Annotated in this window: 15 protein-coding genes; 8 read left to right on the top strand and 7 right to left on the bottom strand. The window is 46.5% G+C overall.

The window, feature by feature from the left end; translation table 11 throughout:
- Nucleotides 1-390: 390 nt before the first annotated feature.
- Nucleotides 391-513: a hypothetical protein gene (locus tag J07HQW2_RS18635; protein WP_021055744.1), complete on the top strand. Its 123-nt coding sequence runs from the start codon at nucleotides 391-393 to the stop codon at nucleotides 511-513.
- A 237-nt stretch (nucleotides 514-750) separates the two neighbouring features.
- Here the strand turns inward: J07HQW2_RS18635 and J07HQW2_RS11710 are convergent, their stop codons facing one another.
- Nucleotides 751-1,272 (bottom strand): archaemetzincin family Zn-dependent metalloprotease, encoded by a 522-nt coding sequence (locus J07HQW2_RS11710; protein ID WP_021055743.1) that lies wholly within the window; start codon nucleotides 1,270-1,272, stop codon nucleotides 751-753.
- A 39-nt stretch (nucleotides 1,273-1,311) separates the two neighbouring features.
- Here J07HQW2_RS11710 and J07HQW2_RS11705 point away from each other — a divergent pair, with 39 nt between their 5' ends.
- The gene (locus tag J07HQW2_RS11705) at nucleotides 1,312-1,746 is read left to right on the top strand and encodes a UPF0146 family protein (protein WP_021055742.1); all 435 of its coding nucleotides are present in this window, start codon (nucleotides 1,312-1,314) and stop codon (nucleotides 1,744-1,746) included.
- A gap of 161 nt (nucleotides 1,747-1,907) precedes the next feature.
- Nucleotides 1,908-2,768 (top strand): TIGR01548 family HAD-type hydrolase, encoded by an 861-nt coding sequence (locus J07HQW2_RS11700; protein WP_021055741.1) that lies wholly within the window; start codon nucleotides 1,908-1,910, stop codon nucleotides 2,766-2,768.
- Nucleotides 2,769-3,063: 295 nt separating this feature from the next.
- On the opposite strand, the gene J07HQW2_RS11695 is transcribed toward J07HQW2_RS11700, so the two are convergent.
- Nucleotides 3,064-3,699: an MBL fold metallo-hydrolase gene (locus J07HQW2_RS11695; RefSeq protein WP_021055740.1), complete on the bottom strand. Its 636-nt coding sequence runs from the start codon at nucleotides 3,697-3,699 to the stop codon at nucleotides 3,064-3,066.
- 173 nt (nucleotides 3,700-3,872) lie between these two features.
- On the opposite strand from J07HQW2_RS11695, the gene J07HQW2_RS11690 reads away from it, so the two are divergent.
- The 3 genes from J07HQW2_RS11690 to J07HQW2_RS11680 all read left to right on the top strand — a co-directional run bounded on the left by J07HQW2_RS11690 (nucleotide 3,873) and on the right by J07HQW2_RS11680 (nucleotide 5,691).
- Nucleotides 3,873-4,049, top strand: coding sequence for a DUF5786 family protein (locus J07HQW2_RS11690; protein WP_021055739.1), 177 nt, complete (start codon nucleotides 3,873-3,875; stop codon nucleotides 4,047-4,049).
- A gap of 265 nt (nucleotides 4,050-4,314) precedes the next feature.
- Nucleotides 4,315-4,935 carry an endonuclease dU gene (locus J07HQW2_RS11685; RefSeq protein WP_021055738.1) on the top strand — a complete coding sequence of 207 codons (621 nt, stop codon included), beginning with the start codon at nucleotides 4,315-4,317 and terminating at the stop codon, nucleotides 4,933-4,935.
- 138 nt (nucleotides 4,936-5,073) lie between these two features.
- Nucleotides 5,074-5,691: a uracil-DNA glycosylase gene (locus J07HQW2_RS11680; protein WP_048075660.1), complete on the top strand. Its 618-nt coding sequence runs from the start codon at nucleotides 5,074-5,076 to the stop codon at nucleotides 5,689-5,691.
- Between the two features lies 1 nt (nucleotide 5,692).
- On the opposite strand, the gene J07HQW2_RS11675 is transcribed toward J07HQW2_RS11680, so the two are convergent.
- The 3 genes from J07HQW2_RS11675 to J07HQW2_RS11665 are packed head-to-tail and all read right to left on the bottom strand — an operon-like array spanning nucleotide 5,693 to nucleotide 8,584.
- Complete coding sequence (locus J07HQW2_RS11675) at nucleotides 5,693-6,694, bottom strand: PhnE/PtxC family ABC transporter permease (RefSeq protein WP_021055736.1); 1,002 nt, start codon at nucleotides 6,692-6,694, stop codon at nucleotides 5,693-5,695.
- Nucleotides 6,691-7,563 carry a phosphonate ABC transporter ATP-binding protein gene (locus J07HQW2_RS11670; RefSeq protein ID WP_021055735.1) on the bottom strand — a complete coding sequence of 291 codons (873 nt, stop codon included), beginning with the start codon at nucleotides 7,561-7,563 and terminating at the stop codon, nucleotides 6,691-6,693. Before J07HQW2_RS11670 ends, J07HQW2_RS11675 begins: the two co-directional genes overlap by 4 nt.
- Nucleotides 7,564-7,597: 34 nt before the next feature.
- Nucleotides 7,598-8,584, bottom strand: coding sequence for a phosphate/phosphite/phosphonate ABC transporter substrate-binding protein (locus J07HQW2_RS11665; protein ID WP_021055734.1), 987 nt, complete (start codon nucleotides 8,582-8,584; stop codon nucleotides 7,598-7,600).
- 225 nt (nucleotides 8,585-8,809) lie between these two features.
- Between J07HQW2_RS11665 and hisH the strand changes: the two genes are divergently transcribed.
- Both hisH and pheA read left to right on the top strand, forming a co-directional pair.
- Nucleotides 8,810-9,445 carry an imidazole glycerol phosphate synthase subunit HisH gene (gene hisH / locus J07HQW2_RS11660; RefSeq protein ID WP_021055733.1) on the top strand — a complete coding sequence of 212 codons (636 nt, stop codon included), beginning with the start codon at nucleotides 8,810-8,812 and terminating at the stop codon, nucleotides 9,443-9,445.
- A gap of 48 nt (nucleotides 9,446-9,493) precedes the next feature.
- Nucleotides 9,494-10,300, top strand: a complete 807-nt coding sequence (pheA, locus tag J07HQW2_RS11655; protein ID WP_021055732.1) for a prephenate dehydratase — start codon at nucleotides 9,494-9,496, stop codon at nucleotides 10,298-10,300.
- 758 nt (nucleotides 10,301-11,058) lie between these two features.
- Here pheA and J07HQW2_RS11650 read toward each other — a convergent pair.
- Both J07HQW2_RS11650 and thsB read right to left on the bottom strand, forming a co-directional pair.
- On the bottom strand, nucleotides 11,059-12,069 hold the full coding sequence (locus J07HQW2_RS11650; protein WP_021055730.1) for an alanine dehydrogenase: 1,011 nt from the start codon (nucleotides 12,067-12,069) through the stop codon (nucleotides 11,059-11,061).
- A gap of 341 nt (nucleotides 12,070-12,410) precedes the next feature.
- Nucleotides 12,411-14,057: a thermosome subunit beta gene (gene thsB, locus J07HQW2_RS11645; protein ID WP_303704327.1), complete on the bottom strand. Its 1,647-nt coding sequence runs from the start codon at nucleotides 14,055-14,057 to the stop codon at nucleotides 12,411-12,413.
- Nucleotides 14,058-14,190: the final 133 nt, after the last annotated feature.

The raw sequence follows: 14,190 nt of genomic DNA, 5'->3' as shown, positions 1-14,190 counted from the left end.
CTATTCTAACCGTAACATAAGTGCATGTCTCGCTGATAGAGACTATATCAATCGTACTACCTACCTTGATATTGGATGCTGTGAGTCCTGGGGTGTGGGTAACATATCAGATACTAATTTACAGAAATGTCATGAGATCAGTGTGTGATCACAGGAATGAGTGCGACAGATGCAACAAGGGTAGCACAAGCGTCATTCGTAATTATTCGTTGCGTTTCGGAGTGAAGATATTATTAGACAGGCTGGTGGATCATCATTGATTGCACATGCCGTTAACCCACGTGTGCTTGTTGATGATGCTGAGAGTGTGGGAGCAGCCCCGACGAAACCGAAGTTGGTGAGCGGATATATACAGAGGGTATTACGGATGCTGAAGCGCGTGGAAAGTCAGTGTTAGCGGATGTAAAAGAAGAAGTTGATGTTGAAGATAATGTTGATATCGAAATAACACTACTGTACGGTGACCCGGTCGAGTGTATCAGCACTCATGTAACGGAGATTGCTGTTGACTGAATTATTGTCGGTCATCGATCACTTTCAGGTCGACTTGAAGGACTTGTTGGGATTGCTGCATAAGGACTCGTTGAACGTGCTTCCATGCGCCCGTTACTGTGGTGAGAGAATTAGTCGGTATCATATGAGTTGTGATTGATGAATATTCTCTGATAGGAGTGTTAAAGCTGATCTCTTAGGTGTCTTCGGTCAAGCTATCACAGAAAAAGAGTTCAGCTATATAAATGTAAGATAGACTCAGTATAGTAGGCGATTGCAACTGCCACAGAGGTTCTCTTCTTTCACGTCGACCTCACGGACAGTTGGTGAGAATGACATTACGCATTTATTATTATCACAATGTTCTAATCCAAATGTATGACCAATTTCATGCACAACCTCTTTTCGAACGCGGTCTGCGAACACTGCATCTGGTGATTTAGATTTGAGTCCACCATCAGATGAGGTCTGGAGTCGATATGTTGAGATAACCGACCCGTTACCATTCAGATATGCAAGTCCAAATACGTAATTCCGCCGTCGGTAATAAAGATCTTCAGCGGTAATTCCAATATTTTTTTTACCACTCCCGATACGACTCGCTAATTCAATGAACTGTTCAGCACGGTATTGGCTTCGACTATGGTCGAACGCGCCGTCAGGGATTGATTGCTCTTCATGCACCGTCACGTCGCACTCGTAGACACCTCGCAGCGCCGCGGATGCTTCCCGCTTCACCTGCGCCGGAAGGTCCCCGATCGGCACGATATCGACAAGCATAGAGATAAGTAGGTGCGGTGGTATAATAAATATCCCGCCGTGTGTTCACTGGCACAAGACGCTCTGGTTAAGCGATTTTCGCGGTATGAATCCGCTGTTGAAGTCGGTATTGGAAACCGACCGGCTGTCGCTGTAGAGCTTGCCTCACGTGGAATCGATATCGTAGCCACGGATATTGTCTCGTGTCCAGTCCCAGATTCAGTAACATTTGTTCGTGATGATATTGTCGCCACAAGTAAACAGCATGTGCCGAAGTCACTGTACGATGTTGAACTACTGTATGCATTGAACCTCCCACCAGAACTGCATCGACCGTTTCGGGATGTTGCAGATGCTGTCGGGGCAGATTGCCGACTCACAACACTTGGATATGACGTCCCAGTTATTTCCTGTCATCCGGTTTCACTTCCTGGTGGCGAGACTGTATATATTGTTGAATCTACAGATACAGAAGGTGAGTGCCTCGGGGCTTAAGCCCGGGGTACTTCACATCTAATCGCTAATCTGATGATCCACCTGATCAATAATGATTATATTTAGATAATGCTAACCGGAGTCGTATCTATTTCCAGAACTGTTTCTACCTGCACGTTGGAACAAACAGCGCTAAGTCTACTCCTCATACGAACTATAGTATGGATGTAGACGCGGTCGTCCTGGATATTGACGGCGTGCTCATTGACGTTTCACGATCGTATCGGCGAGCAATTGTTGATACCGTCGATCAATGTTATGATCAAACAATCGAACGAACAGATATACAGGATTTTAAAAACGCTGGTGGATTTAATAATGACTGGGATGTGACTGACGCCGTTGCTTTATATATTTTAACTGCACGTCACGAATCAGTTAGCATCGACCAATTCACTACGCAAATCGCTGCCCAAGGGGGTGGTCTTGAATCAGCAAAAGAAGTTGTTGCTAATTATCTGAGCACCACCGATTATGAAATCGTAATGCAGACATGGAATAGTGAGCGTCTCCGTGATGTATTCCAAGCACTTTATCTTGGAAGCGACCGGTATCGTGAACTCGAAGGTGGCGATCCACCTGTTCACAGAAAGGGATATATTGCCGATGAGCCTGTTCTCATCGACGATACAACGATACATATGCTGGTTGAAACCACCAAAATCGGTATTCTTACTGGTCGCCCAGCAGCTGAAGCCTCAATTGCTCTTGACCGTGTACAATTCTCAATTCCACCGTCACATCGATTCACTATGGATGATTGGAATGAAGGGAAGCCACATCCGCGAGCGTTGCAGATACTCGCAGACCGGCTTGAGGCAGATACAATTGTGTTTGCCGGAGACACCCTTGATGATGTAAAAACAGCTGTTAACGCCGATATGACCGATGATAATCGGACATATCACGGAGTCGGAGTTCTCACTGGCGGGCTTGACGGCGATGCTGGACGAGACGCATTTAATTCTGCTGGTGCACGTGCTGTCATCGATTCAATAAATGGCATCTCTGAGCTCATTTAACATGATTTGATACATGTAATATATTAGTACCAAATTCTGTCAATAACTGTTCTCTGATACTGAATTAGTCTGTATATGGATAATGACTATTTACCGTGGAGATTGGTCAGTGAGTATTATTGATATGAGCAAAGCCCGTTCACCGGATTTTGGCATTCGACGACATTTCATTCTAACATGTGTTCGGAGGTATAATTCGAGCAGTCTTATGCATCAGGTTCTGTATCAATAATAAGACTGCGAGTTGCAGTTCAGTTGCAGTGAGGATTCTTTCGCGTTAATATAGACGAAATCATCAATTATTGGAATATTTCGGCTCACGACGCTCAGCACGTGTGAGCGCGCGCTCAATAACAGTCTGAATACTGTCTGTGGTATCATCGTTGCTTAATCCGCGGTAGACATCACCATGTCCTGGATACAATCGTTCGACTGTCCGCGGAAGTCGTTCAAGAAGTCGGTGTAAGCTTTCAATAAGTTGTTCACGCGACTGACCAGTCATATCCGTTCGTCCAAAGCTCCCGTCGTTGAAAGCGCCATCATTATATACGACGACATCACCACTAAATATGCGTTTGTTACCGACAAGTGTGATATGGTCTGACGCATGACCAGGTGTATAAACCACCTCAAATGACTCATCTTCAATTTCAATAATATCACCGTCCGCAAGATTGCCATCTCGACGAGGATGGTCACCATACGCATACAGCTCTGCGTCAAACTTATTCAGAACAGCATCGAGTTCAGCAACATGATCAGTGTGTTGATGCGTTAAATAAACAGCCGCAAGATTGTCTACTGTCTCAGTAATAATATCGACGACACCTGGCATTGCACCAGCATCAATCAAGACCGGTCGATTGCCGGAAATAAGATATGCATTGCATGTGAATCCCTCAGCATCCGCTGTAACTTCATGCACGTTCATAATATATACTGCTTTGAGAGGAGATAGTGTTCAATTCTTCGCCCTGGTATCAGATCTTATCAGGAGTAAGCAGATTTTTCGTGTCCGTTGTCGCCAGTGTGTAGCTACATGCAAAAATCAGAGACTAGAGGTTGCAGTCCATTTTTATACCTTCATATTGTAGTACTTAATGTATGGGATTTGGGAGCTACGACGAGTCCGAGCAAGAAAATCAAGATTTTGAGACTGATCTCGAAGATGATGACGGTGTCTCGACCTCCCAATCAGATCATAGCGGTGAGGTCGAATATGAGATTGGTGCATCGAATGATGAGCTGCTCAATCGTCTTAAAGATATTAAAGACAGCTAACTGGCAGTCGGGAGCATAGACACACAGACCACGCTACGAAGATCCTGAGCACGATCCACTGTTTTTTATTTACAATCTGTATATTAAAATTAGTTGATAGTATGAATCATATGCGAGAGGATACATCATGTACTATATTTTATTGCATAATGTGCGTGCTCATAATTTCTCCGTAAGTATTCATTAACAAATATATTACATATAGCTAATCGGTATACCATTGTCAGTAAGTGCATAACAAACTGGATAATAAACGAGAAGAGAGATGACGGATATTAAACCCGGGACGCGTGCGCTCGGTATTGCTGAATCGACTGCTAAAGGTACCGGTGAGTGTACTATCTGTGGTGCAGTTGTTCGTCGAGACCGAGTTACAGATGGATTTGCATTTGCTACGGCAACAGTCGGAGGAATTGATGCGACATCAGCAATACAGACGGTAATTAATGATCTCTGTCGTCCGGATGTCCAGTATATATTAATTTCTGGGGTTGCTCCAGCGTGGTTTAATCTGATTGATATTTCCTCACTCGCACACACAGCAGAGCGTCCGGTGATTGCAGTCTCGTATGAACAGAGTGCTGGACTTGAATCGGCATTGCGAGAGCACTTTGCGGGCGATGCGTTGGAACAACGACTAACTCAATATCAGGAACTTCCAGATCGTGAACAGTTGATGATAGCAGCCGATGACTCTGCGGACGGCGACAACGGCGATGATAATACACTATTTTTTAGATCAGCCAGAGTTGATACGACAACTACTGAGACGATTATTCGGGCATACACACCAGTTGGAGGACGTCCCGAACCGGTCCGAGTTGCTCGACTTGCTGCCCGAGGTGCTCGTCAGTGGGACCAGCGAGTCGGCACAACTAACGGTTAATTATTTGATTGATCGTTTATTGACCGTTATGTGTAAGTTTCTACCGTTCACGTCTGTAGTATGACTGCTGATGATGGCAATCACGTTGCCAGCAATGATGATAATGAGGTAAGTAATATATCAGGACCAAGTTCAACGATGGATGGACTTGACGTCACTGCATGCAAACGATGTCAAAATCTTGTTGAATCACGTTCACAGATTGTCAACGGGGTCGGTCCTGCTGATGCCGAATTAGTATTTGTTGGCGAGGCGCCAGGTGCAAATGAAGATGAGCACGGTGAACCATTTGTTGGGCGTTCAGGAGACGTTCTTGATGATGCTCTCAATGAAGTTGGTGTCAGTCGAGATACAATCCGCATCACTAATTGTGTGCGATGTCGACCCCCGGAGAATCGAAATCCAAAGACTGAGGAACTATCGAACTGCCGCAGATATCTTGAACATGAGCTTTCGGTTATCGACCCAGCAGTAATCGTCACACTCGGAAAGGTCCCGTCAGAGCATTTACTTGACCGTCAGGTCGCCGTAACGACAGCTGCTGGTGATGTTGTTGATATTCGATTAGGCGATGAGTCACATCGAGTTATTATATCTGTTCACCCCGCAGCAACGCTGTATGACCAAAGCCACTCAGACACGTTTGTCAATACAATTAAGAGCGCAGCTTCACTGGCTGGTGTGCAGAGTGATACAGACAGTGCAAATAATGCAGAATCGGGAGGTCAGTCCCGACTTGGTGAGTATGAAGATTAATTCATTCCACTGTTCGTCCAAGCCACCGGTCAGGATCACCAAGTTCGCGAATTGACTGGAGCAGCCCCTTCGCATCATGTTCTGATGGACGAAGCCGAGCTCGGAGCCGTGATGATAGTAGTTCGATTGAGAGGACAAGCGCGAGGAGTGTTACAAGCCCAGCTCCAGCTCGGAATGAATTGAACAGATTGAGATTTTGCTGTATATACTGTCCAAGTCCACCGGCTCCAACAACACCTAATGAGATTGCGATTCGGGTATTGATCTCAAGAATGTACAGCGTCCAGGCGACAAACGATGATGACACCTGTGATAACATTCCAAAGTTTATTATCTGAACTCGTGAGGCGCCAGTGGACCGGATTGCCTCAATGGGACCGTCATCAATTTCTTCAAGTTCATCTGTAAAGAGCCGACCAAGATTACCGATTGTGTCTGTTGCGACTGCAAGCATCGCTGTTAATGGTGAAAGTGGTACAAGCGCTGCGTAAATAAACACCCAGACAAGTGCCGGAATGGCTCGAATCGCTGACATCACTCCTCGAAATATAAAATTGAGTGGGAATGGAGTGACACGTTCAGACCCAAGAACGCCAAAGAAAAGCGCAAATGGGAACCCAAGAACTGTTCCGACCGTACCAATTGTTACTGTCATCACGACCGCAGAGATAATCAGACTACTTCGGAGTGAAAGAACCGTCGTGATGATCGACTCAGGATGTGTTATACTCGCAATAATCGCATCGAAACCATTGATATCGTTATTCTGCGTATAAAACGTAAGATCGATAAAATTTGGTTGTGCATACTTGATAAATTCAGCAGCGAAGAACTCAAACTGCGCAAAGCGAATAATCTCAGGCACTGGACGAGCCCCAAGGAATCCAGTCCCAAAGTAAACAGCAGCGGCAGCGAGTGTCACTGCAATAACCCAGAGCATCCGACGAATGAGAACGACGCGTTCAATCCGAGAAAGAATTTCATCGACTGTATCCGTGCTCATAACTGCGCCTCTCCAGTATCAATATCGGTGTCAGCACTACTATCACGATCAGAGGTATTCTCGGCGTGGGGGGCTGTGCTGGTCTCACTCACTGCGGTCGATTCATCAGCCAGACTTTCCGCTTGTCCACGATTGAGAGGAGTATTTTCAGAATCGGTATAATATAGATCATCGATAATATCCATCGACAATTCTGCACGGGATCCATCAAATACAACCATCCCATCGCGGATGCCAATAAACCGATCTCCAAACTCCCGAGCAATATTGACCTGATGAAGACTTGCGATTGTCGTGAGATCACGCTCACGCGCTGCTTGTTTCATATATCTCATTACGTCCCGAGCTGCTTTCGGATCGAGACTTGAAACAGGCTCATCAGCTAACAGTAGCGATGGATTTTGGACGAGCGCCCGGGCAATCCCAACGCGCTGTTTCTGTCCCCCGGACATCGTTCCTGCCCGCTGTTCTGCGTCTGCAAGAAGTCCAACTGTATCAAGCGCACGAAGGGCAGCACGCTTGTCATCTGTTTGATTAAGCGTGAGAATGCTCTTTAGATTGGCTGTCCGGGCAAGTGCGCCCGTAAGTGCGTTCCGATATGCGGACAGCGACTCGATAAGATAATGCATCTGAAACACCATGCCGACATCGCTACCTGATTCTGAAACAGGAGCTTCGCCAATTTTCGCGGTCCCTGTTGATGGCTCCGTCAGCCCATTTAGAATCCGCAGCAACGTCGATTTTCCAGCGCCAGAGGGTCCAAGAATAACAACAAACTCACCTGCGGTAATCTCGATTGAGACGTCATCGAGTGCAACAGTATCTTTACCAAACACTTTCGTAACGTTCTGTAAGGAAACATGTGGCATAATGAATTAATCTAAGCTATCAGCCGTGATGATATCAGGAATCAAGAAGATCAGTCGTGACACCAAGTTCATTTGCCACATCAACGACTGGTTGGTATGTCTCATCATCTGCTTCACGAACATCACTGAACCAAAGATCATCATCGGTGTCCGGCTCACCATCTTCACCGACGTATATTGACTCATTGGCGGTGAGTAATGCATCTTTGATGGCTGTTTGCTCATCTGCTGAGAGTTCCGGACTCACGACAATTGGTGCTCGGGGAATACTAGTTGTTGTCTCAATATATTGAAATCCATTCTTCAGTTCACGGTTATCATCAAGCGTGATGAACTTTCCAACACCAGCAGCAGCAACTTGTCCTCGCTCCAAGGCAGCGAACGCCTCCGCATGACTAGAAAATTGTGCGGTGAATGATGTATCCCCGCTGTCGGTCGGGAGGTTCCCAATATTCAATCCTGCTTGCTTAAGCATGAACAACGGATACAGTGCACCAGAAGCTGATAGTCGATCTGCAAATGCAACTCGCTCGCCTTCAAGATCGGCGAGTGACTCTATTGAAGAATCCTCACGTGTGGCGATGACTGATGCATATGTCCATGACCCATACCCATACCGTTGTAGAATGATATTGCAGCGATTGTTATCGACGCCAAGTGCTGCAGCGAACGGTCCGGTCTCAGCAATATCTCCGGTCCCACCGGCAAGACTCTGCAGGACAGCACTATATCCGGCTGCATATCGGAGAGTTGCAGTTTCAACTGGGAGTTCACGCTGGAGAATAGTCTTCACTGGGGCATACTGTGCTTCCATCAATTGCTGTGGTTCACTTGGCGACATATAGAATGTCGCTCGATTGTCACCAAAAGGAACTGAGTCTGATGTCGCTATCGTTGTAGTGGCTGTTGTTTGGTCGCCACTTCCGGCATTACTACTGTCAGTTGACCCGGTACATCCTGCTAAAACACCGACTGTGCTGACTGCGCCGATACCTTGGAGGAATCTACGTCGAGATGACATCAGTATTGATCATTCGACAATACATATGATTAAATATGTCGGATGAATTACGGGACTGGCGGGTAAGATTCAGACAGTTTGCATCTCAATGGAATCATATATTATAGAATACAAGGAGAATACCCGCGTCTTCAGCTGCGGGAGGATGTCAATAATGAAGGCGTGATGATTGAATTCTATCGAGCTGTCAGAAACAATTTTAGCGGTGTGTGTAGACGTTTCTATATGAGTGTTCAGACGACCGCAGATATCATGCTCGTTGACTATGGGCTTGGAAATCTCCGGTCAGTGACACGAGGACTGGAGCGCGCTGGAGCATCGGTAACACTTTCAGCCGATCCAGAGAGCCTTGCTGATGCGGACGGGATTGTTCTTCCAGGTGTCGGAGCTTTTAGCGAAGGAATGGAAAATGCAGGTCCATTCCGGGAGTCACTTGCCGCTGCTGTTGATCGCGACCAACCAGTTTTTGGAATCTGTCTTGGAATGCAGATGCTTCTGACAAGCAGTCAAGAAGCCGACCACGCCGGTGAAGAGGATGTTAAGGGACTTGATTTTATTTCTGGACGGAATCGTCGGTTCGATGGTAATCAGAAGGTTCCGCATATGGGATGGAATGAACTCTCGATTACCCGGGAACATCCATTAGTTGACGGTGTCGATGGGCAGTATGCATATTTTGTGCATTCATACTACGCTGATCCTAATAACACAGATGCAGTTGTCGCAACAGCCGATTATGGAGATACATTTCCTGCAGTTATTGCTGATGAATCAGGATCCGTCTTTGGAACGCAGTTCCACCCTGAGAAATCTGGAGAAACAGGACTACAGATCCTGCAAAATTTCGTAGAATTTTGTTAAACTACGTGAGCCCGAGAATTTTTCTGACCCCCTCAAGTAGACGTTGCTATGCAAATAGTCACGCTGGGACCAGCAGGAACATATTCACACCGAGCTGCCAGCGCTATCGATGAAAATGTTGTATTTCAGGAATCGGTCTCTGCAATCGTCGCTGCTGTTGATACTGAAGAGTATGAACGAGGTGTCGTCCCGATTGAGAATAGTATTGAAGGAAGTGTCACTGAAACGCTTGATTCAATTGCTGACAGTGACGTAGCAGTCACACAAGAAATTGTTACGCCAATTCGACATGCACTCCTTGCACAGTCATCACAGTTTGATGTGATTGCGTCGCATTCACAGGCACTTGCGCAGTGTCGATCATATCTCGAAGATAATTATCCTGACGTGCGCGCTGAGGCAGTCGCAAGCACAGCGCGTGGTGTTGAGCGCGCTCGTGAGGATCCAACTGTTGCGGGAATTGGTCATCCGGACAATGCGGGTGATGTATTGACTGTTATTACAGAAGACATCCAAGATAGGTCATCAAATGCAACACGATTCTTTGTTGTCGCCCCTGAGAATGAACGCGTAACAGCTGGTGGGCGTTCCACAGTTGTTGTCTATCCGAATGCCAATTACCCAGGATTGTTGTTGGAGCTACTGGAGGCATTTGCTGACCGTAATATCAATCTCTCACGTATTGAGTCCCGACCAAGCGGGAATCGATTAGGCGATTATCTATTTCATATTGACTTTGAGGCTGGACTGTATGAATCGCGAGCTCAAGAGGCACTGAACGTAATTGAATCAATTGCAACTAATGGATGGGTCAAACGACTTGGGTCATATGATCGCCGACATGTCGTTAACTGATAATTTAATTATAGTAGGTTATGGAAAGTCGAGGAGAAAACCCGTCCTTTAGGACGGAGATGAATCCGACAGAGATATGATAATGGAGAAACATGGTACCGCAACCGAAGCGGTCTCCCCGCCTGTCCCGTGTAATCGGTCAATATCGGGGTCCCTGATTGCACGCAGAAACACCCTTCCTGTTCTGTGCTGACACTCAGGCTTGTCGTCAGCACAAGCACAGATAACTCCGAGTCCTCATGCCGAGGAGAGGAGTAACGGTTGGTTGGCACAGCCAGTCGCCGTCGATGTCGGACGGCGGCAAGCCACACTAACCCAACTCAACTCAACTCAACTCAACTCAACTCAACTCAACTCAACTCAACTCAACTCAACTCACTAACTCACTCAACTCAACTCAACTCAACTCAAGCGCAGCGACATGGTGTCGTGGGAATCCTCGCCGACGGGCGGGGGAGGATGTCAAACGTGCAACTTCAGCTATGAGTATGATCAACGAATGAACTTGATATAGTGAAGAATAGTCTCGTGTTCGACTGGAATATGAAAGGCTTCACTTGGACGGTGATTTTTGACCCTTCCAATATCATAGTATAATAGTGCTGAAATAAACGCTGCATAGTGCACACAATCATGATTGGACATTAGATACTGACTACCATACAAAAAGATATCTACAAGCGTTAAGATATGAAGGAGTCCACAGATTTGAGTTTTGTTACTGTATTACACACCATGCCTGATAGAAGCGCAGAAACTCAGTGTGTTTCCGCAAACCCAAGAAGATCAAAATCATATCCATTATTATTCGCACGTGCATGCTTATAGACGATATGCGCAGCCGCGACATCCTGAATTGCGAGACCAGTCGAGTCAAACACTGAAATACCCGTTTTGTCCTTTCTCCCTGAATGTTGATCAACTACCACCTCGCCGACTGAGGCGTTGATATCATTTTCATCTAACTGATTCGCCTGCCATGGGACGTTAATTTCACCCGAATGAGTCGTTTGCTCGTAATCATCGATAATAATCATCGCATCAGATAAAATCTCATCTGCAAGTTCATGTTTGCCTGGTGCGTCTGCTCCCATTGCATTGATATGCGTATCATCGCCGACTGCTTCTCGGGGAACAATCGGGTCCTCAACTGGTGTTACAGTCGAGAGAATATCACATCCAGCAGCATCACCGATTGATCCTGCATGGACATCAAATTCGGTTTCGGTATCAAATGTTTCAATAAATTTCGTAACACGTTTTTCATTACGATCAGCAACAAAAACCGTCTCAATCGGTCGAATCTGAGAAATCGCCTCCAACTGGGTATACGATTGAACACCAGCACCCACAATCCCGAGTGAGGATGCATCAGAAACGGCAAGATGATCGGTGGCAACAGCTGCAGCAGCACCGGTTCGCTGCATTGTCAACTCTCGTCCATCGAGTATCGCAAGTGGGAATGCAGTCTCAGGATCGGAGTATATCATTGTCCCGAGAACCGTTGGTAAATCAAACTGGTCATGATTATCTGGGTGGACATTCACCCATTTGATTCCCGCTGCATCCCAACTCCCAGCATCAAGATACGCTGGCATTGAGCGGAAATCACCATTATACTGTGGTAACTCGATATAAGATTTCGCTGGCATCTGTGCATCTCCGCGTTGGAAGGCAGCGAACGCGTCCTCAACAGCAGGAACAACCTCTGACATCGGAGCATTCTGCTTGACGTCCGTGGCATTCAATAAGAGGGTCTCACGTTGCATAATATATAATTTGCCGCTCAGGTGTATATACTGCCTGCTCGTTGTCTCTTCGGTACGCCGATTTAATTGGCAACAGGAGCTTTGAGACATCCATATTTGTTTTTGCGTATGTCAGAAACTAATCATTGAAGCAGAATTAATACTAATAAAAGTTCGGCGTTCGTCTTGATAGATAAGCTAATTCAACCGCAAATCATCGGTATCGTTGCTCATCGAACACGTGGGTTACTGCAAATAATTGACGTGAGTATAACGTGTTTATCTTGAATAGGTCATCAGAGTATGAACTCTCTCAGAGATATAAAGAGGCTCTGAGAGAATTATATTAACCTAATTGTGAGTTACATCGCACCGCCCATACCGCCCATGCCACCCATGCCGCCCATACCGCCGGCACCTGGGGCACCGCCTTCGTCATCATCGCCGCTGGTGCTCAGTTCATCAGCGGCGATAATATCGTCAATCTTGAGCACAAGATTTGCAGCTTCAGCGGCTGAAGCGATTGCCTGTTCTTTTGAGTGTGCTGGCTCAACGACACCAGCGTCGAATGAGTCCTCAACATCACTGCTGAATACATTCAGACCAGCGCCTGTGTCACCATTCTCATGAGCTTTTCGCAGATCGACGAGCGTATCTATCGAATCAAGCCCGGCATTCTCTGCAAGCACTCGGGGAACAAGTTCGAGTGCGTCTGCGAAGGCTTCAACGGCTAACTGTTCACGTCCGCTGACAGAGTCAGCATAATCACGAAGACGACGAGCGACCTCAACCTCGATAGCTCCACCACCAGCAACAACGCGACCATCTGAGACAGTTGTTGAAACGACATCAATAGCGTCGTTGATACCACGCTCAAGCTCATCAACGACGTGATCGGTTGACCCACGGAGCAATAGCGTTACGCCGTGAGTCTCTGAGCCGAGTCCTTCGACATAGAATAGCTCATCTTCACCATCGCGTCGAACCGACCCGTATCCAAGGTCATCTTCAGTAACACTGTCAAGATCGGAGACAACATTAGCCTCAAGAACGTTTTTCAAGAAACCAATGTCTGACTTCTTTGCTCGACGGACTGCGATGATATCTTCCTTCGCAAGATAGTGCTGTGCAAGGTCATCGATACCCTTCTGGCAGAACACAACGTCAGCACCAGAATCTGCGATTTTGTCAACCTTCTCCTTGAGTTGCTTTTCTTCTTGATCAAGGAACTGTTGTAGTTGATCCGGGGACTCGATGTTTACTTGCGTATCGACATCCGTTTCTTCAACCTCGATAGGCTCATTCAGCAGCAAGATATTTGCCTCCGCAGCAGCAGTCGGCATATCGTCATGAACTGGATCCTTATCAATCGCTGCCCCATTGAGCAACTCAGACTCAGACGCTGCTCGTCCGGTTTGAGTCTCAATATTGAGATTCTCAAGATCAACAACGTAGGAGCCATCGTTGGCTTCGACCGTGATTGCCTCAACCGTCTCAACGACTAATTCAGCCAAAATCTCTTTATCAAGTTCAGAACTTTTTCCGGTCATCGAGGTTTCAGCGACCTTCTGTAGAAGTTCTGTCTCGCCAGGTTCGACAGCCTGTGTTACCTCGTCAATTTCTGATCGTGCTTCTTCGCTTGCGAGATTAAATCCACGAATTGCGGCTGTTGGATGAATGTCCTGTTCAAGAAGCTCCTCGGCATTCTTCAGGAGTTCACCAGCAATAGCAACTGCAGTTGTTGTTCCGTCGCCAGCTTCATCTTCCTGTGTCTCGGCGACTTCAACGATCATTTCTGCTGTTGGGTTATCGATGTCCATCTCTTGTAGGATGGTTACACCATCGTTTGTGATTGTAACATCACCCATTGAGTCGACAAGCATCTTATCCATGCCTTTTGGTCCGAGTGTTGACTGTACAGCTTCAGATACGGCTCGCGCCGCCTGAATATTGTACTCTTGAGCATCTTGGTCCTTGACGCGCTGTGCGTCGTCGCCCATGATGATCATCGGCTGACCTTGCTGCATTCGCTGACTCATATTCACTCGGTGATTGTTTGCGATTCTATATAAATATTTTGTTGGCATTACACAGTGGCGTGTGATGTCTTATCACATAATTCGACTAAGAGTGGGTCAATGT

This window comes from Haloquadratum walsbyi J07HQW2 (genome assembly GCF_000415985.1).
Taxonomy (GTDB): Archaea; Halobacteriota; Halobacteria; order Halobacteriales; family Haloferacaceae; genus Haloquadratum; species Haloquadratum walsbyi_B.
This window is presented reverse-complemented; position numbering and strand designations above follow the sequence as displayed.